Source organism: Pseudomonas sp. QC2 (genome assembly GCF_002859085.1).
Lineage (GTDB): Bacteria > Pseudomonadota > Gammaproteobacteria > Pseudomonadales > Pseudomonadaceae > Aquipseudomonas > Aquipseudomonas petroselini.
The window spans coordinates 80,709-97,623 of sequence record NZ_PKKS01000014.1 but is presented as its reverse complement, the minus strand read 5'-3'; the positions used below and the strand labels follow the sequence as shown (position 1 = coordinate 97,623).

Below are 16,915 nucleotides of genomic sequence, written 5' to 3'. Positions count from 1 at the left end.
TTAAGGTAGTGGCAATTTGACTCGCGGCTTGCTTTCCACAAACAACGCCCAGCTGGACATGAACAGCGCCGCCACCAGCGGCCCGATGACAAAGCCGTTCAAGCCAAACACAGACAGGCCGCCCAGGGTCGAGATGAGGATCAGGTAGTCCGGCATCTTGGTGTCCTTGCCCACCAGGATCGGGCGCAGCACGTTGTCCACCAGGCCGATCACAAACACGCCAAACAGCGCCAGCACGACGCCCTGCCAGATCGAACCGCTCAACAGGAAGTAAGCGGCCACCGGCCCCCACACAATCCCGGCGCCCACCGCCGGCAGCAACGACAAAAACGCCATCAGCACCGCCCAAAGCAACGCACTGGGGATATCCAGGAACCAGAAGATCAACCCGCCCAGCGCGCCCTGGGTCACGGCCACCAGCACGTTGCCCTTGACCGTGGCACGCACCACCCGATTGAACTTGAGTTGCAACCGGCGCTTCTGCGGCTCGGCCAACGGCACCGCCGTGCGCACCTTGCGCACCAGCTCCGGGCCATCGCGCAGCAGGAAGAACAGCAGATACAGCATGATGAAAAAGCTCACCAGGAAATCAAACGTGCCCTGGCCGAAGCTGAACGCCTGGGTCGCAAAGAACTGGCTGCCTTGCATTGCGCTCTTGACGATTTTCTCCCGCAAGCCTTCCAGGTTCCCCATGCCAAAGCGGTCGAGCAGGTGCTGGAAGTACGGCGGCAGCACGTTCTTGAACTGCTCGATATACCCCGCCACGTCCAGCTTGCCGCTTTCCACATTTTTATAAAGCGTCGCGCCCTCTTGCACCAGCAAGGCACTGGTGATGATCACCGGCAGGATCGCGATGATCAGGCAGGCACTCAAGGTCGCCAGGGAGGTGAAGTTGCGGTTCCAGCCAAAGCGCTGCTGCAGGCGACGCTGCATCGGGGCAAAGATGATGCCGAGGATCACCGCCCAGAACACTGCTCCATAGAACGGCAGCAATATCCAGATGAAGGCGATGGTCACCAGGCCCAGGAGCAACAGCAGGGTTTTGAATTGCAGGTTGGTTTGATTCATGTCCGATCCATGTCAGAAAAGCAGCAGCCCCGTGTAGGCCCCGTTGCTTAGTCCGCAGCGAAACCTGGGAGTGCCCCTGGGTTATCGAACAAGCATAGACCGCCTCACTTGAGTGCTTTAGCTTCGTCCAATAACGCCTGGATCATCTGTTCCTGAACCTCATAACGACCTTCGCCAAAGTGGGTGTAACGCAGTTGCCCGTCGGCGTCGAACAGGTAATGGGCGGGCCAGTACTGGTTGTCGAAGCTGCGCCAGATCGCGTAGTGGTTGTCGACAGCCACCGGGTAAGTGATACCCAGCTTGCGCACCTGGTCCTTGACGTTGCTGAGGATGCGCTCGTAGCCGTATTCCGGGGTGTGCACGCCGATCACCACCAAGCCCTGCTGCCCATACTTCTGCGCCCATTGCTTCACATAGGGCAGCGTGTGCTGGCAGTTGATGCAGTCGTAGGTCCAGAAATCCACCAGCACCACTTTGCCCTTCAAGGATTCGCGCGTGAGTTCGGGTGAGTTGAGCCACTCGACCGCGCCGGACAGCGACGGCATCGCGCCCTGCGCGTTAGCCGGTACCGGAACGGCCTTGACCTTGCTCACCCGGTCATCCACCCCCTTGGGAACCTGTTCCAGCACGCCTTTTTCCAAGCTACTGACGCCTTCGGACGACGTACCCGCGAGCAGGGTTTTGTCGGCCCCGGTGGACATCACCACCGCCGCCGCCAGTACCGCCACCCCTGCCCCACGGCGCAGCCAGCCGGTGACCGGAATCGAGGCCCTGAGCCGGTTGACCAGGCCGCGTCCCGCAACGATCAAGGTGCCCAGCGACAACGCGCTGCCCAAACCATATGCCACCAGCAACACGCTGGTCTGCGCATTCGCGCCTTGCAGCATCGCGCCGGTCAGGATGACGCCCAGGATCGGTCCGGCACACGGCGCCCACAGCAAGCCGGTGGCGACGCCGATCAACAGCGATTTGAGCGGGCCGGACTGTGCACGGTGGTCGGGGTCAATGCGGTTGCCCAACAGCACGAACGGCCGCGCCAACCAGGCGCCAACCCGCGCCGAGATCAACGACAGCGCAAACAGCACCATCACCATCAGCGCCCCTTGGCGGCCGGTATTACTGGCCTGTGCCACCCACTCACTGCTGGTCACCGCCAGGCTGGACACCAGCGCGAAGGTCAGGACCATGCCGCCAAGCGTCAGCAGGATCGAACGGCGGGCTCGACCAACCCCGACGAACAGAAACGGCACCACCGGCAGGATACAAGGGCTGAGGACGGTCAGGATGCCGCCCAGGAATGCGATCAGTAGCATGATGTTCACCTTATGGCCGCAAGCAATCAGTTATCGCCGATGCAACCGTCGCCGAACTTGAGGTAGTCCAGCACCTGGGTCCTGTCGTGGGAGTCCAGGTAGGTCATGCGCGCATTGACCACGCCGCAGGCTGGCGTGGGATCCTGAGTCATGGACACTACCTGCTTGATGTCCAAGTGAGTGCTGTAGTCGTAGGTGTGCGCAGTGACGCTGGCTTCGGCGCGGGCCGACAAGGTGCAGACATTCAGGGCAGCACACAGGCAGGCGGCGTACATGGCGTTGGTGTTCATGGCGTTAGGCTCCAGGGTTCGATGACGAGAGGCGGTGTGCCTCGCTGGAATCCATTAGAAGGCCCGCAGGTATCGCGCCTGTGTCGAAAACCCGTGCGTGTAAATCCCCACGTATCCACGCCGCCCGTCGATACACAGCGATACAAAAAGCCCAAAGGACGACTTGGATCAATAAACCGCCGCTGCCGCTCGGCTACCTTCGCGACCTTTTGCGACCCGTGCCCATGCCTCCCATCCTCGCTCCCGAATTGCTCGCCCCCGCCGGCACCCTGAAAAACATGCGCTACGCCTTCGCCTATGGCGCCGATGCGGTGTACGCCGGCCAGCCGCGCTACAGCCTGCGGGTACGCAACAACGAGTTCGACCACGCCAACCTGGCCCTCGGCATCCAGGAAGCCCACGCCCTGGGCAAGCGTTTCTACGTGGTGGTCAACATCGCACCCCACAACGCCAAGTTGAAGACCTTCCTCAAGGACCTGGCCCCGGTGATCGCCATGGGCCCGGATGCACTGATCATGTCCGATCCGGGGCTGATCATGCTGGTGCGCCGGCACTTCCCGCAGGTGCCTATCCATTTGTCGGTGCAGGCCAATACGGTCAACTGGGCGAGCGTGGAGTTCTGGCAGCAGCAAGGGATCTGCCGGGTGATCCTGTCACGGGAATTGTCCCTGGAAGAAATCGACGAGATTCGCCAGCAAGTACCGGCCATGGAGCTGGAAGTGTTTGTACACGGCGCCCTGTGCATGGCTTATTCCGGGCGCTGCCTGCTCTCGGGCTATATGAACAAGCGCGATGCCAACCAGGGCACCTGCACCAACGCCTGTCGCTGGAAGTACCAGGCGACCCCAGCGGTGGAAAACGCCACGGGCGATATCGTCCAGGAATGTCAGCCCACGCTGGGCATAGGCGCGCCCACCGACCACGTCTTCCTGCTGCAAGAAGCCAACCGCCCTGATGAACAGATGCCCGCCTTCGAAGACGAGCACGGCACCTACATCATGAACGCCAAGGACCTGCGCGCCGTGCAGCATGTGGAGCGCCTGACCCACATGGGCGTGCATTCGCTGAAGATCGAGGGCCGCACCAAATCGCACTTCTACTGCGCGCGCACCACCCAGGTGTATCGCCAGGCGATCGACGATGCGGTAGCCGGTCGCGCTTTCGACCGCCACCTGATGACCGACCTCGAATCCCTGGCCCAGCGCGGCTACACCGAAGGCTTCCTGCGCCGCCATGTGCACGACGAATACCAGAACTACCAGAACGGCAGTTCGGTGTCGGAGCGCCAGCAATTCGTCGGGGAGCTGACCGGCGAGCGTCGGGGCGAGTTGGCCGAGGTCAAGGTGAAGAACCGTTTTGCCGTGGGCAATCATCTGGAATTGATGACGCCCGCCGGGAACTTTCACTTTGACCTGGCCACCTTGCACAACCTCAAGGGCGAGGCCATCGACGTGGCGCCGGGGGATGGGCACACGGTGTATGTGCCGCTTCCGGCCGAGATGGACGTGCGCTTTGGTTTGCTGATGCGCGACGTCTAACGGGTCGCCGCGCAGAACCGGTGGATCGCCGCGCAGGCTTGGCGCAACGAATCCTCATCCAAGGCGTAGGCGATCCGCAGGTACGGCGCCAGGCAGTTGCAGGAAATCCAGTGCATCGGAAAGCGTGTGGGTGTCGAGTTCAGCCAGGCGTTGAAGCGGCTCGGCAAGGTCGGCAAGTGACATGAGATGAGCCCCTGTTGTGGTAAGGGCTCACGTCTCACTGAGGGGCGGTGATAGGTATATTCGTATTAACGTTAGGCCAACATACGCTGAAGCTAGGGCTGATCAGATCCTGAACTGGCCGACCAGTTGCCCCAAACGCTGACCCAGATCCGCCAGGCTGCGCGAGGTCTGGGCACCCAGTTGGGTCTCATCGGCGACGCTGTCGACCGCCACGGCGATCTGATGCACGCTGCGATTGATCTCTTCGGCCACGGCGGTCTGCTCTTCGGCGGCGCTGGCGATCTGCGCGTTCATCGAATTGATGGTGCCGATCAACTGCGCCATGGTGTCCAGGGACGCCCCGGCTTCGTTGGCCTTGGCCGAGGTGCCGTCGCCAGCATCGCTGGAACGACGCATGGCGTCCACGGCGGCTTCGGTGCCTTTTTGCAGGCGGTCGATCATGCCCTGGATTTCCTGGGTGCTGGTCTGCGTGCGGCTGGCCAGCGCGCGCACTTCATCCGCCACCACCGCAAAACCACGCCCGGCCTCCCCTGCCCGTGCGGCCTCGATCGCGGCGTTAAGCGCCAGCAGGTTGGTCTGTTCAGCAATAGAGCGGATCACGCTGAGCACACTGACGATGGAGGACACGTCCTGCTGCAAGCTGTCGAGGGACACGCCGCTGCTGCGGATGTCGTTCACCAGCGCATGGATCTGCGCGATGCTGCCGTCTACCACGCGCTTGGCGGCCTGGCCTTCGGCATCGGTTTGCTGGGCGGCCACCGAAGCGCCTTGGGCGCTGCGCGCCACTTCTTGCGCGGCGGACGACATCTGGTTGATCGCGGTGGCGACCTGGTCGGTCTCGTGGCGCTGGCGCTCCATGGCCTGCTCGGAGCGCTGGGCCTGGTCGGAAACCTGGCTGACCAGGCCGGTGAGTTGGGTGGTCATCTCGGTGATCTGGCGCACCAGGCCGTGGATCTTGTCGACAAAACGGTTGAACGCGCCCGCCAGATCGCCCAGCTCATCCTGGCTGGTGATGGCCAAGCGGCGGGTCAGGTCGCCCTCTCCGGCGGCGATATCGTCGAGGTTGGCTTTCATCAGGTGCAGCGGGCGCAGGATGGTATTGGCCATGACCATACCGACGGCCGCGATCACCAACAGCACCACCACGGCCACGCCGAGAATGCTCAGCAGCACGCCTTCCATGCGTTTCTCAACCTTGGCTTCGACCACGGCGACCTGGGCCTCGATGCCATCCAGGTTCACCGACGTACCAATGACCATGTCCCATTTGGGCAGGTATTCGGTGTAGCCCATCTTCGGCACCAGTTCGGTCTGCCCCGGCTGGGTCGAACTGTATTGCAGGTAGTGGGTGCCGTCCTTGCCGACCTTGACCAAGTCACGGTTGACGTACACGCCATTGGGGTCGCGGTTGTCCTTGAAACTCTTGCCGACGCCGTCGGGGCTGTTGCCCTTGAACAGGCGAACGGTCTCGGAGTCGTAGCCGAAGAAGTAGCCATCTTTGCCGTAGCGGGTGTTGGACAGCAGCTTGACCACCTCGGCACGCGCGGCGGTATCACCGGGGGCGGCCGCGTCGTAGAGCGGTTTGATGGTGGTCATGGCCACTTCGACATAACTTTGCAGAGTGGCCTTGGCATCGTTGAGCAGGCGCTGGCGGGTTTCCTCCACCTCGTTGCGCGCCTGACCCTGCAGGATCCAGACGGTGGTCAGGCTGATGACCACGGCGAACAGCAACACCGGCACTACGGCGAGTGAAAGGACTTTGGCCTTGAGGCTCAGACGCATGGCTTTTCTCTCTTATTAGGCGACTTGAAAAGCTATCGGCCGCACAAGAGATATCTGTAGTGAGCGGGCTTGCCGCGCGCTGGGGGGCGAAGCCGCCCCAAACCAGGCACTGATGTCTCCCTGAGAAAATGGGATGGATCTATTTGGGGCGGCTTCGCCCCCCAGCGCGGGCGGTGCGACGATTCGACAAGCCCGCTCACTACAAGTCAGAGGGTCAGAGGGTCATTGCCGCCAGCCAGCCGAACGCCAGCAATGGGAGGTTGTAGTGCAGGAACGTCGGCACCACGGTGTCCCAGATGTGGTGGTGCTGGCCGTCGATGTTCAGGCCGGAGGTGGGGCCGAGGGTGGAGTCCGAGGCCGGTGAGCCAGCGTCGCCCAAGGCACCCGCCGTGCCGACGATGCACACGATGGCCACCGGGCTGAAGCCCAGTTGCACGCACAGCGGCACAAAAATCGCCGCCAGGATCGGCACCGTGGAAAACGACGAACCGATGCCCATGGTCACCAGCAAACCCACCAGCAACATCAGCAGCGCGCCCACCCCACGGCTATGGCCGATGAACGCTGCCGAGGTTTCCACCAGCGAACGCACGTCACCGGTGGCTTTGAGCACTTCGGCGAAACCCGACGAGGCAATCATGATGAAGCCGATCATCGCCATCATCTTCATGCCTTCGGTGAACAGGTCGTCGGTGTCGCGCCAGCGCACGATGCCCGACACCGAGAAGATCAAAAACCCGGCCAGGGCGCCGATGATCATCGAGTCCAGCCACAGTTGGATGATGAACGCCGAGGCAATCGCCACGCCGGCCACCAGCAGGGTCAGCGGGTTGTATTGCACCGCGACCTGTTCGACCCGCTCGATTTTCTCCAAGTCGTACACGCGCTTTTTGCGGTAGCTGACAAACACCGCCACCAGCAGGCCAACCACCATGCCCAGCGCCGGCAGGCTCATGGCGTGAGTGACGTTGACTTGGCTGATATCCACCCCGCTCTTGGCCACGTTGGCCAGCAGGATCTGGTTGAGGAAGATATTGCCGAAGCCCACCGGCAGGAACATGTAGGGCGTGATCAGGCCGAAGGTCATCACACAGGCGATCAGGCGGCGGTCCAGTTGCAGCTTGGTCAGCACGTAGAGCAGCGGCGGCACCAACAGCGGGATGAACGCGATATGGATCGGCAGGATGTTCTGCGAGGCAATCGCCACCACCCACAGCAGGCCAATCAACAGCCATTTGACGTGACTGCCGCCGGTGGCTTCCTGGCGGTCGACCAGCAGCAGCGCCTTGTCGGCCAGGGCGTGGGCCAGGCCGGATTTGGCAATCGCCACGGCGAAAGCGCCGAGCAAGGCGTAGGACAACGCCACAGTTGCACCACCGCCCAAGCCGCCATTGAAGGCTTTGAGCGTGGCGTCGATACCCAGGCCACCGGTAAGGCCACCGACCAGGGCACCGACGATGATGGCGATGACCACATGCACGCGGGACAGGCTGAGCACCAGCATGGTGCCGACCGCGGCAATGACTGCGTTAATCATGGTTACCTCAAGCAGAAACATAAAAAACAGGCATGCCCGCGCCCAGGCGGCCATCGGATGGCAGCCAGCGTGCAGGCTTGAAGGAGGTCTTATTAGAGGGCGCGCACTTTGCAGCAGGTGGGCCCGCATGTCAAAAAACCTGTGGTGAGGATGACTGTTTTAATAAAGAAACCTCTGAAACCGCCGATACAGAGCCTCTGTTTGTATTTTAGGTTAAGGATTTCCGATGTCGCTTAGGCAGCTCTCCATTCAATGGAAAATCACCCTGCTCGCTGGCCTGTGCCTGCTGGGGATCGTGACCCTGCTGGTGGGTCTTTCGTTGTATCGCATGGCGCAGAGCTCTCAGCAGGTCAAAGCCTCCAGCATGCAGATGCTGGATGAAGCCGCCCAGGCGCGCATCGAGGCGCAGGGTGAAGTGCAAGCATTGGGCATTCGTCGCCAATTCATGGACGCCTACCAATACGGCCACGGTTTTTCCCGCCAGGTGCTGTTTTTGCGTGAGCAGGCTGAAAAGCGCTTCCTCGACGCCTTCGACACCCGTGAAGACCTGACCCGCCAGGTCAAGGCCGCCCTGCAGGCCAACCCGGACTTGCTCGGTTTATCCCTGGTGTTCGAAGCCAATGCCCTGGACGGCAAGGATGAGTTATTCGCCGGCCAGGCCGAACTGGGCAGTAATGACAAGGGCCGCTTCGCCCTGTACTGGTCGCAACCGACGCCGGGCAAGCTGACCTCGATGGCGTTGCCGGAAAGCGACATGTCCAATACCCAGCTCAGCCCCAGCGGCGAGAAGGCCAACGCCTGGTTCACCTGCCCGCGTACGACCCTCAAACCCTGCGTGATCGAGCCCTACTTCTACAAGATCGATGGGCAAAACGTGCTGATGACCAGCATCGTCTTCCCGCTGATGGTCAATGGCAACGTCATCGCTTCGTTGTCGGTGGACATCAACCTCAACAGCCTGCAGGCCGTGAGCCAACAGGCCAGCCAGAAGTTGTATGACGGTCAGACCCAAGTCAGCATCCTCAGCCCCACCGGCTTGCTCGCCGGCTACAGTCCGGACGCGAGCAAACTCAGCCAGCGCCTGGACCAGGTCGACACCACCAACGGTGCGCAGTTGATCAGCGCCCTGACCGGCAGTACACAGATCCGCAGCCTGCGCAGCGACCATCAGCTCAAGGTACTGGCACCGTTCGCGCCGATTCCGGAGGGCAAACCGTGGGGCGTGTTGCTGGACGTGCCGGAGAACGTCCTGGTGGCCCCCGCCGAAGCGCTGAAAGCCCAACTGGATGCCGACAATGCCAAGGGCACCCTGCTGGAACTGAGCCTGGGCCTGATTGCAGCCGTGGTCGGCCTGATCCTGGTGTGGCTGATGGCGCGCAGTGTGACCCGGCCGATCCTCGGCGTGGCACACATGCTCGAAGACATCGCCAGCGGCGAAGGCGACCTGACTCGCCGCCTGGCCTACGACAAACAGGATGAGCTGGGCCAACTGGCCGGCTGGTTCAACCGTTTCCTCGACAAGCTGCAACCGATCATCGCCGAGGTGAAACGCTCGGTGCAGGACGCCCGCGGCACCGCCGACCAGTCCGCCGCCATTGCCACGCAAACCAGCGCTGGCATGGAACAGCAGTACCGCCAGGTCGATCAGGTGGCCACCGCCTCCCACGAAATGAGCGCCACCGCCCAGGACGTGGCGCGCAGCGCGGCGCAGGCGGCGCAAGCGGCCCGCGAAGCCGACCAGGCGACCCGCGACGGCCTGACCGTGATCGACCGCACCACCGCCAACATCGGCCACCTGGCGGCGGACATGAGCACCGCCATGGCCCAAGTCGAAGGCCTGGCCGCCAATAGCGAGAAGATCGGTTCGGTGCTGGAAGTGATTCGCGGCATCGCCGAGCAGACCAACCTGCTGGCCCTCAACGCCGCCATCGAAGCCGCCCGCGCCGGTGAGGCCGGCCGTGGCTTTGCGGTGGTGGCCGACGAAGTGCGCAACCTGGCGCAACGCACCCAGGAATCGGTGGAAGAAACCCGCCTGGTGATCGAGCAGTTGCAAAGCGGCACCGTCGATGTCGTCGGCGCCATGGGTAACAGCTATCGCCAGGCCCAGGGCAGCGTCGAACAAGTCGGCGAGGCCGTGACTGCCCTGCGTCAGATTGGCGATGCGGTCACAGTGATCAGCGACATGAACCTGCAAATCGCCAGCGCCGCCGAAGAACAAAGCGCGGTGGCCGAGGAGATCAACAGCAACGTGGCGACCATTCGCGATGTGACCGAGTCGCTGTCGGAGCAGGCGAATGAGTCGGCCAGGGTGAGCCAGGCGTTGAACAGCCTGGCGAATCAACAACAGGGGTTAATGGACCAGTTCCGCGTCTGAGCGACTGCACGCCACCTGACCTGACGCAGATCAACAGTGGGAGGGGGCTTGCTCCCGATAGCGATGAATCAGTCGATAGAGGCGTTGGCTGACACACCGACATCGGGAGCAAGCCCCCTCCCACGGGGTAATTCGATCAGCACTTTCAGCCCACCCAACTCACTTTCGTGCAACTGCAACACCCCGCCCCACACCTCGACAATGTCCCGCACGATCCCCAACCCAAGGCCGTGGCCGTCTATCTGTTCATCCAGGCGCGCGCCACGGCTGAACACCTGGTCACGCTGCGCTTCGGGGATGCCGGGACCGTCATCTTCCACCGCCAACCGGTAGCTGTGCTCAGTCTCGATGATGCTCAGGCGCACATCGGCGTCCGCCCATTTGCAGGCGTTGTCCAACAGATTGCCGAGCAGTTCCAACAGATCTTCACGGTCCCAGGGCAACTGCAGGCCGGGCGCAGCGTGGTAGCTGAGGTCCAGGTGCTCGCCGTGGATCATGGTCAGGGTGGCGAGCAGGCCAGGCAGTTCTTTATCGCAATCGAACAACGCACCGGGCAGGGTTTCACCCGCCAGGCGGGCGCGGTTGAGTTCGCGGTTGAGGCGTTGTTGCACCTGCTCCAACTGGTCACGCAACAGTTTGCTCACCTCAGGACGATCTTTGAGCGCCTCGCTCGATGCCGCACTCAACAGCACTGCCAACGGGGTTTTGAGCGCGTGGCCAAGGTTGCCGAGGGCATTGCGCGAGCGCTTGAGGCTGTCTTCGGTGTGGGCCAGCAAGTGGTTGATCTGCGCCACCAACGGCTCCAGCTCCAGCGGTACCTGGGTGTCGAGCTGCGAACGTTGGCCCTGCTGCAGTTGGGCGATCTGGTTGCGGGCGGTTTCCAGCGGGCGCAATGCGCGGCGTACGGTGACCCGCTGCAGGACCAACACCAGCAGCAGCGCCGCCAACCCCAGCACCAGGCCGATCTGACGCATCAGGCGGAAGCTTTCACGCACCGGGGTGTAGTCCTGGGCCACGCTGATGGAAATCGACTGGCCGAAGCGTTTGTAGTCCGAACGCAACACCAGCAATTGCTGGCCTTCCGGGCCCAGTTGCAGATTGCCCTTGAGCCCGATCTCGGGCAGGCGCGGCAGTTCCTGGTCCCATAAGGAGCGGGAGCGCCAGTGGGTCTCGGCAAAATCGATGCGGAAGTAGTGCCCGGAAAACGGCCGCTGATAGGCCGGCGACAGGCGTTGTTCATCCAGCTGCACGCCGTTGGGTCCGCGCACCAGAGCCACCAGCAGGTTTTCGGCATCGTTGCGCAGACCGGCTTCCAGGTAGCGCTGCAAACCGGCTTCGAACAACCACAGGCTGGTCTGCGCCAGCACCACGCCGACGATCACCATCACACTGATAAGGCCAAGGCTCAGGCGCCGCTGGATCGACCTCATGCAGGGTTGGCGCCAAACCGGTAACCCTGGCCGCGCCGGGTCTCGATCACGCTGCGGCCCAGCTTGCGGCGCAGGTGATTGACGTGCACTTCCAGCACATTGGAATCCCGCTCGGTCTCGCCATCGTACAGGTGCTCGGCCAGGTGGCTTTTCGACAGGATCTGTTCGGGGTGCAGCATGAAATAGCGCAACAGGCGGAATTCGGCGGCGGTCAGCTGGATCTCGGCGCCATCGCGCAACACGCACTGGCGGCCTTCATCCAAGTGCAGGCCGGCGGCTTGCAACGTGGGCTGGTTAGTTTGGCCATGGGAACGGCGCAACAACGCCTGGATACGCAGGTATAACTCTTCAGGGTGAAAGGGTTTGGCCAGGTAATCGTCCGCGCCGGCCTTGAGCCCTTCGATGCGCTCGGCCCAGGAATCGCGGGCGGTGAGAATCAGCACCGGGATTGCCAACGCGGCGGCACGCCACTGTGCCAGCACCTCGAGTCCAGGCAGGCCGGGCAGGCCAAGGTCGAGAATGATCAGGTCGTAGGGCTCGCTTCGCCCCTGGTAAACGGCATCGCGCCCGTCGGCCAGCCAATCGACGGCATAGCCCTGGCGTTGGAGGCCAGCCAACAGTTCATCGGCCAAGGGTACGTTGTCTTCCACCAGCAGCAGGCGCATCAGTCTTCCTCGTCTTTGATCAGCACACCGGTGCTCGCGTCCAGCTTGATCTCGCGCACCACACCGTCGGTGGTCACCAGTTCCACTTCATAGGCATATTGCCCGTGTTTCTTTTCCAGCTCGGCTTCCAGCAGGCGTGAGCCGGGATAGCGCGCCATGGCCTGATGCAACAGCTGTTCGAGCGGCAGGATTATTCCCTGCTGGCGCAGTGCCAAGGCTTCATCCTGATTGAGGTCGCGGGCCGCCAAGCTGGAGCAAAATGCCATGAGCACCAGCGCCACGCGACTGCCGGCGCGTAAATTTACCTTCATTACGTATCCTGATGATTCTTGAGAACCTGCCCGGTGAGCGCGTCCAATTCAACATCCCATTCGATGCCGTGGGCATCTTCCAATTCGACCTCGTAGACGTACTTGCCATAGGCCTCGTCCAGGTCGGTATCCAGCAGTGTTGAACCGGGGTGCAGGGCCAGGGCCGCCGCTTCCAGTTGGTCAAAGGCGACAATAGTAACAGTGGCCGGCACTTTCAGTGGCTTGTCGGGGTCCACGGCTCGGGCCTGGGTCGCCGTGAGAGCGATGATACCGGCGGCAACCAGAGCGGTGAGGCGCTTCATGATAAGTCTCCGTTACAGGATGTTTTCCTACGCCAGCCACCGTACGCGCTGCAACTTAACTGAAACTGAATTGCCACCATGGCAATTCCAGCCCAGGCCTTTTTCCCTCATCCCGCGAGATTTTCTATACTGCCCCGCTCGCTTCAACAGAGACCGGTATGACAGCCATCCACATCAAGTTTCCCGCCCTGACCCTCAAGGCCGGCAAACGCGCCTTTGCCCGGATTCGCGAGCAAGGCCTCAAGCCTGCCGATGTCGGCATCCTGCCCGGCGCGGCCGGTGGCCCCAAGGCGCTGGGCATCCAGGGCCTGGACCTGGCGCTGTTCGGCGACTGGCTGCCCCGCGCACCACGCGAGCGGGCGCTGATCGGCGCGTCCATCGGTTCCTGGCGGTTTGCCAGCGCCTGCCTGCCCGACCCGGTGCAAGGCCTGCTGGACCTTGGCCGCTTATATAACGAACAGCGCTTTGCCAAAGGCGTGACCATGGCCGAAGTCAGCCACAGCTGCCGGCGCATGCTCGACGACCTGCTGGCCGGCCGCGATGCACGGGTGCTGGACAACCCGGACTACCGCCTCAACATCATGGTGGTCAAGAGCCATGGCCTGCTTGCCGATGACCACCGTGGGCGCCTCGGGCTGGGCCTGTCCTCAGTAATCGCCGACAACCTGCGCGGCCGCGCGCGGCTGTCGCGGCACTTCGAACGGCTGATCATCCACGACCCGCGCCAGGCCCCGCCCGTGCACCCGCTAAAGGATTTCCCCTCGCGCTTCCTGGCCCTGGAACTGGGCAACCTGCGCCAGGCACTGCTGGCATCGGGCTCAATCCCGATGGTCATGCAAGGCGTGCGCGACCTGCCCGGCGCAGGCGCCGGCACCTACCGCGACGGCGGCCTGTTGGACTACCACCTCGACCTGCCCTACCACGGCGATGACATCGTGCTGTACCCGCACTTCACCGACCGGGTCATCCCCGGCTGGTTCGACAAGGGCCTGCCGTGGCGGCGCAGCAACCCACAGGGCCTGCAGGACGTGTTACTGCTGGCGCCATCCAAGGACTACCTCGCCCGTCTGCCCCACGGCAAACTCCCGGACCGCAGCGACTTCAAGCGCTTCATGGGCGACGACCCAAGCCGCAACAAATACTGGCAGACAGCGATGAGCGAAAGCCGGCGGCTAGGGGATGAGTTTCTGGCATTGGCGGATAACGGCGGATTGGGCGAGAGACTACAAGTCTTGTAGACGGCGGCTTACCAGCGATAACCAACGTTATCGACACAACTGTGCAGCCCCTCAACCACTAACCACGATGCGAAGCGAGCCGCTCTTGATCGTGATCTAGCTTTTGATCTCAGGCGCCCCGTGAAACACGCTGGCCGGAATTCGACAGGGATTTGGGGGGTAAACCGGCAGGGATGCCGGTTTAGCCGCCCCGCGCCATGGATGGCGCGTGGCGGCGGCCCCCCAAATCCCTGTCGGATTACGGGCACACCGAGCGTGAGCGAGGTGCCGAGTGTTGGGGCAAGAGCGTTTTGCTTACTTTTGCGCTTTTCAAAAGTGAGCCGCTGTAAAAGCGGAACCCATAGCAGCCGTTACCTAACTAACGGATATGTACCCGGTCTGATCCAACATCCTGATCGTCTACCAGGCCGCCGGCGGGAGCAAGCTCCCTCGCCACAGGTCCAGCGTCATACCCAGAATTGTGTAGATACCAAGGCCCCGATGGTGCTGAATCAGTCACCTGATGAATCGACTGACACACCGCTATCGGGGGCAAGCCCCCTCCCACATTTGGATCGCAGCCTAACCGTTAGATGGCGCTCGGCTGTCAGGCCGCCGGCGGGAGCAAGCTCCCTCAACACAGGTCCAGCGCCATACCCCGAGTCGTGTAGATACCTATACAGCGAGGGACGGTATGCGCGCCAAGGGATCAAGCTGTTAAACTCGCCGCCTGCCAGACACCGACCGAGCTGAAAACACTGTGGAAATCTTCAAGAATTCCACGGTTGCCTCCCACCAAGAACCACCTCGAATCATTATCTCCATGAGCGCCCGCAAGTCATAACGTTAGGCGTATCACCGCGTACCACTCAATACCTTCCCAATGCAAAATAGTTAGTACATTATCCAGTACATCAAAAATTCAACGCACGGAGCAATGTACTAGTGGCACTCACGGACACAGCAGCCAAGCAGGCAAAGCCCAGGGAAAAGGGATACACCATCCCTGACTCTCTTGGCCTTTCACTCTACGTAGCGCAAAGCGGCGTTAAGAGTTGGCATTTTCGATTTACTTGGCTTGGAAAGCAGGTGCGCATCTCGATCGGGACTTACCCGGAGACAGGCCTTAAGGAAGCGCGCGCACGCAGAGACGAGGCGCGAGAGGACATCGCGAACGGAGTAGATCCGCGCGATTCAAGAAGGGAAAAGAAAGCCGGGATGATCGCGGCAGGCGGGCAAACCTTCCGTCGCGTCTATGACGAATGGCTGGCATTCAGGAAGGGGAGCATTTCGCCGGGCACCTACAGGGTGATCAGCAATGCCATGGCGCTGGATGTTCTACCTACGCTTGGCGATCGGCAGATCGACGCTATCAAGCGCGCCGATGTCATTGCGCTGATTCGCCGGGTGGAAAAGCGGGGATCGGTAGCCACTGCCGTGAAGGTCCGTCAGCGCATGAGCCAGGTGTTCAGCTATGCCATCGCTACTGGCGTCATTGAGGCGAATCCCACCGCCGAGATGCACGCTGTGACCGAGAAGATGGGCCAGCACAAGCCGCACCCATTCCTTCCGTTCAGCGAAATGCCCAGGATTATGGTGGCGATCCGCGACTGCGCGTCAGGCCAACAGCTGAAAGCCGCGATGATGTTGATGATCTACACCGCTTCTCGTCCGGGTGAGGTCCGACACGCCGAATGGTCGGAAATCGATCTGGACGCAGCGATATGGACCACGCCTGCCGCGAAAATGAAGATGCGGAGGGATCACACAGTCCCGCTATCGACACAGGCCATCGCCATACTCGAGAGCATGCTCCCCATCACCGGCGACAAGCGGTACGTGTTCATCAACCGCAACAGCACCACCGCACCGATCGGGACCAACTACGCCAACAACGTCATGGATTCCTGTGGGCTCACGGGAATACAGTCGCCGCATGGATTCAGACACCTGTTCTCTACCGAGATGAACCACAGGGGATATAATCGCGACTGGATAGAGCGACAACTCGCGCATGCAGACGCCAGCATTATCCGTGATGTTTACAACCACGCCTCCTACCTGGAGCAGCGTAGGCCGATGATGCAGGAGTGGGCGGACCTCATCACGATTAATTCATGAGTGGCACAGCGCCATCCCCGGCGCCCTGCCGACGAACATCACTCCCAAATCAGCCATACCTCGATTACTGTATGCGCATACAGTATTTGGGTTGAGAAATCATGAACGACATCGACGAAGACACCTCGGCGTGGCTTGGCTGCCCTACGCCCCTGGAAATGTATCAGCACCAGTGCGCGCTGCTCGAGGACGAGCTGATCCAAACCGAGGCCATGTTGCGCAAGGCACGGGCCAATATAGCCGGCCTGGTGCAGATGAATGACCTGCTCGCCACCGGAAAAGCAACCGCCGACGCATCGCTCAAAAAGGCGCTTTCCCAGGTTGCAGAGCTCAATCTGGACAACTCGCAATTGAATGAGAAGATCCGAAGCCTTCACCTGGTCGCCGAGCAGCGCGACCACCTGTTCAGGGAGAATCAGCGGCTACTGCTTGAAAAGAAGCTGTCGCTTGCCCCTATCAAGAGCGAATCAGACGAGCATGCTGCAACCCGATGCAATCCCCAGTGAATTGTAAACCAATTGAAACATTCGCCTTGCGCCGACTGCCACAACCAGTAAACTTCGGCGCTCACGACAGAAAGGATTCATGGCGAAAGCTTTGACGATCATGGTAGAAAAAATTAATTCAGAGCTTGAAAAGAATACCGAAGGCGAAACGAAAAAGGTAAATCTTTATCGCGACATGGCAAATCAGGTACTTCACATTGGATTATTTGCGACATTTGTTTCTCTCCTATTCTGCACAGTTCTCGCGCTCATCGCCCTTTTCGAGTAGACACTCCACA

General features: G+C 61.5%; 16 protein-coding genes and 2 pseudogenes. 7 read left to right on the top strand and 11 right to left on the bottom strand.

Annotation, left to right across the window (positions count from 1 at the left end):
* The 3 genes from QCBJ_RS13505 to QCBJ_RS13495 all read right to left on the bottom strand — a co-directional run bounded on the left by QCBJ_RS13505 (position 1) and on the right by QCBJ_RS13495 (position 2,671).
* Entirely contained in the window at positions 1 to 1,068 is a 1,068-nt protein-coding gene (locus QCBJ_RS13505; protein WP_012723370.1) for an AI-2E family transporter, read from the bottom strand.
* A gap of 104 nt (positions 1,069 to 1,172) precedes the next feature.
* The gene (locus QCBJ_RS13500; protein ID WP_102061016.1) at positions 1,173 to 2,381 is read right to left on the bottom strand and encodes a cytochrome c biogenesis protein DipZ; all 1,209 of its coding nucleotides are present in this window, start codon (positions 2,379 to 2,381) and stop codon (positions 1,173 to 1,175) included.
* A 26-nt stretch (positions 2,382 to 2,407) separates the two neighbouring features.
* Positions 2,408 to 2,671, bottom strand: coding sequence for a DUF2790 domain-containing protein (locus tag QCBJ_RS13495; RefSeq protein ID WP_012723368.1), 264 nt, complete (start codon positions 2,669 to 2,671; stop codon positions 2,408 to 2,410).
* A gap of 224 nt (positions 2,672 to 2,895) precedes the next feature.
* Here QCBJ_RS13495 and yegQ point away from each other — a divergent pair, with 224 nt between their 5' ends.
* On the top strand, positions 2,896 to 4,209 hold the full coding sequence (yegQ, locus tag QCBJ_RS13490; protein WP_102061015.1) for a tRNA 5-hydroxyuridine modification protein YegQ: 1,314 nt from the start codon (positions 2,896 to 2,898) through the stop codon (positions 4,207 to 4,209).
* 54 nt (positions 4,210 to 4,263) lie between these two features.
* Here yegQ and QCBJ_RS30390 read toward each other — a convergent pair whose 3' ends face one another.
* The 4 genes and pseudogenes from QCBJ_RS30390 to QCBJ_RS13480 form a co-directional block, all read right to left on the bottom strand.
* On the bottom strand, positions 4,264 to 4,392 hold the full coding sequence (locus tag QCBJ_RS30390) for a hypothetical protein (RefSeq protein WP_256581509.1): 129 nt from the start codon (positions 4,390 to 4,392) through the stop codon (positions 4,264 to 4,266).
* A gap of 102 nt (positions 4,393 to 4,494) precedes the next feature.
* Positions 4,495 to 5,250 carry a methyl-accepting chemotaxis protein gene (locus QCBJ_RS30715; RefSeq protein ID WP_371914030.1) on the bottom strand — a complete coding sequence of 252 codons (756 nt, stop codon included), beginning with the start codon at positions 5,248 to 5,250 and terminating at the stop codon, positions 4,495 to 4,497.
* Positions 5,251 to 5,352: 102 nt separating this feature from the next.
* A pseudogene (locus tag QCBJ_RS30710) lies at positions 5,353 to 6,174 on the bottom strand (cache domain-containing protein); the annotation flags it as partial.
* A gap of 214 nt (positions 6,175 to 6,388) precedes the next feature.
* Positions 6,389 to 7,708: a Na+/H+ antiporter family protein gene (locus QCBJ_RS13480; RefSeq protein WP_162471077.1), complete on the bottom strand. Its 1,320-nt coding sequence runs from the start codon at positions 7,706 to 7,708 to the stop codon at positions 6,389 to 6,391.
* A gap of 229 nt (positions 7,709 to 7,937) precedes the next feature.
* Between QCBJ_RS13480 and QCBJ_RS30705 the strand changes: the two are divergent.
* Both QCBJ_RS30705 and QCBJ_RS30700 read left to right on the top strand, forming a co-directional pair.
* Positions 7,938 to 9,227: pseudogene (locus QCBJ_RS30705) on the top strand (HAMP domain-containing protein); the annotation flags it as partial.
* 102 nt (positions 9,228 to 9,329) lie between these two features.
* A complete protein-coding gene (locus tag QCBJ_RS30700; RefSeq protein WP_371916673.1) occupies positions 9,330 to 10,085 on the top strand; it encodes a methyl-accepting chemotaxis protein in 756 nt (251 codons plus the stop codon).
* A gap of 68 nt (positions 10,086 to 10,153) precedes the next feature.
* Here the strand turns inward: QCBJ_RS30700 and QCBJ_RS13470 are convergent, their stop codons facing one another.
* From QCBJ_RS13470 to QCBJ_RS13455, 4 genes are read right to left on the bottom strand one after another with little or no spacing between them, the layout of a single operon-like run.
* Positions 10,154 to 11,515: a sensor histidine kinase gene (locus QCBJ_RS13470; RefSeq protein WP_102061012.1), complete on the bottom strand. Its 1,362-nt coding sequence runs from the start codon at positions 11,513 to 11,515 to the stop codon at positions 10,154 to 10,156.
* Complete coding sequence (locus tag QCBJ_RS13465; RefSeq protein ID WP_012723362.1) at positions 11,512 to 12,180, bottom strand: response regulator transcription factor; 669 nt, start codon at positions 12,178 to 12,180, stop codon at positions 11,512 to 11,514. The genes QCBJ_RS13470 and QCBJ_RS13465 overlap by 4 nt, the downstream gene beginning before the upstream one ends.
* Positions 12,180 to 12,491: a PepSY domain-containing protein gene (locus QCBJ_RS13460; protein ID WP_012723361.1), complete on the bottom strand. Its 312-nt coding sequence runs from the start codon at positions 12,489 to 12,491 to the stop codon at positions 12,180 to 12,182. The genes QCBJ_RS13465 and QCBJ_RS13460 overlap by 1 nt, the downstream gene beginning before the upstream one ends.
* On the bottom strand, positions 12,491 to 12,793 hold the full coding sequence (locus QCBJ_RS13455; RefSeq protein WP_012723360.1) for a PepSY domain-containing protein: 303 nt from the start codon (positions 12,791 to 12,793) through the stop codon (positions 12,491 to 12,493). The genes QCBJ_RS13460 and QCBJ_RS13455 overlap by 1 nt, the downstream gene beginning before the upstream one ends.
* Positions 12,794 to 12,951: 158 nt before the next feature.
* Between QCBJ_RS13455 and QCBJ_RS13450 the strand changes: the two genes are divergently transcribed.
* The 4 genes from QCBJ_RS13450 to QCBJ_RS13435 all read left to right on the top strand — a co-directional run bounded on the left by QCBJ_RS13450 (position 12,952) and on the right by QCBJ_RS13435 (position 16,905).
* Positions 12,952 to 14,031, top strand: coding sequence for a hypothetical protein (locus QCBJ_RS13450; RefSeq protein WP_102061011.1), 1,080 nt, complete (start codon positions 12,952 to 12,954; stop codon positions 14,029 to 14,031).
* 924 nt (positions 14,032 to 14,955) lie between these two features.
* Positions 14,956 to 16,131, top strand: a complete 1,176-nt coding sequence (locus tag QCBJ_RS13445) for a tyrosine-type recombinase/integrase (protein WP_102061010.1) — start codon at positions 14,956 to 14,958, stop codon at positions 16,129 to 16,131.
* 101 nt (positions 16,132 to 16,232) lie between these two features.
* The gene (locus tag QCBJ_RS13440) at positions 16,233 to 16,637 is read left to right on the top strand and encodes a hypothetical protein (protein WP_256581507.1); all 405 of its coding nucleotides are present in this window, start codon (positions 16,233 to 16,235) and stop codon (positions 16,635 to 16,637) included.
* A 79-nt stretch (positions 16,638 to 16,716) separates the two neighbouring features.
* Positions 16,717 to 16,905 carry a hypothetical protein gene (locus QCBJ_RS13435; protein ID WP_102061009.1) on the top strand — a complete coding sequence of 63 codons (189 nt, stop codon included), beginning with the start codon at positions 16,717 to 16,719 and terminating at the stop codon, positions 16,903 to 16,905.
* The last annotated feature ends 10 nt before the right edge of the window (positions 16,906 to 16,915 follow it).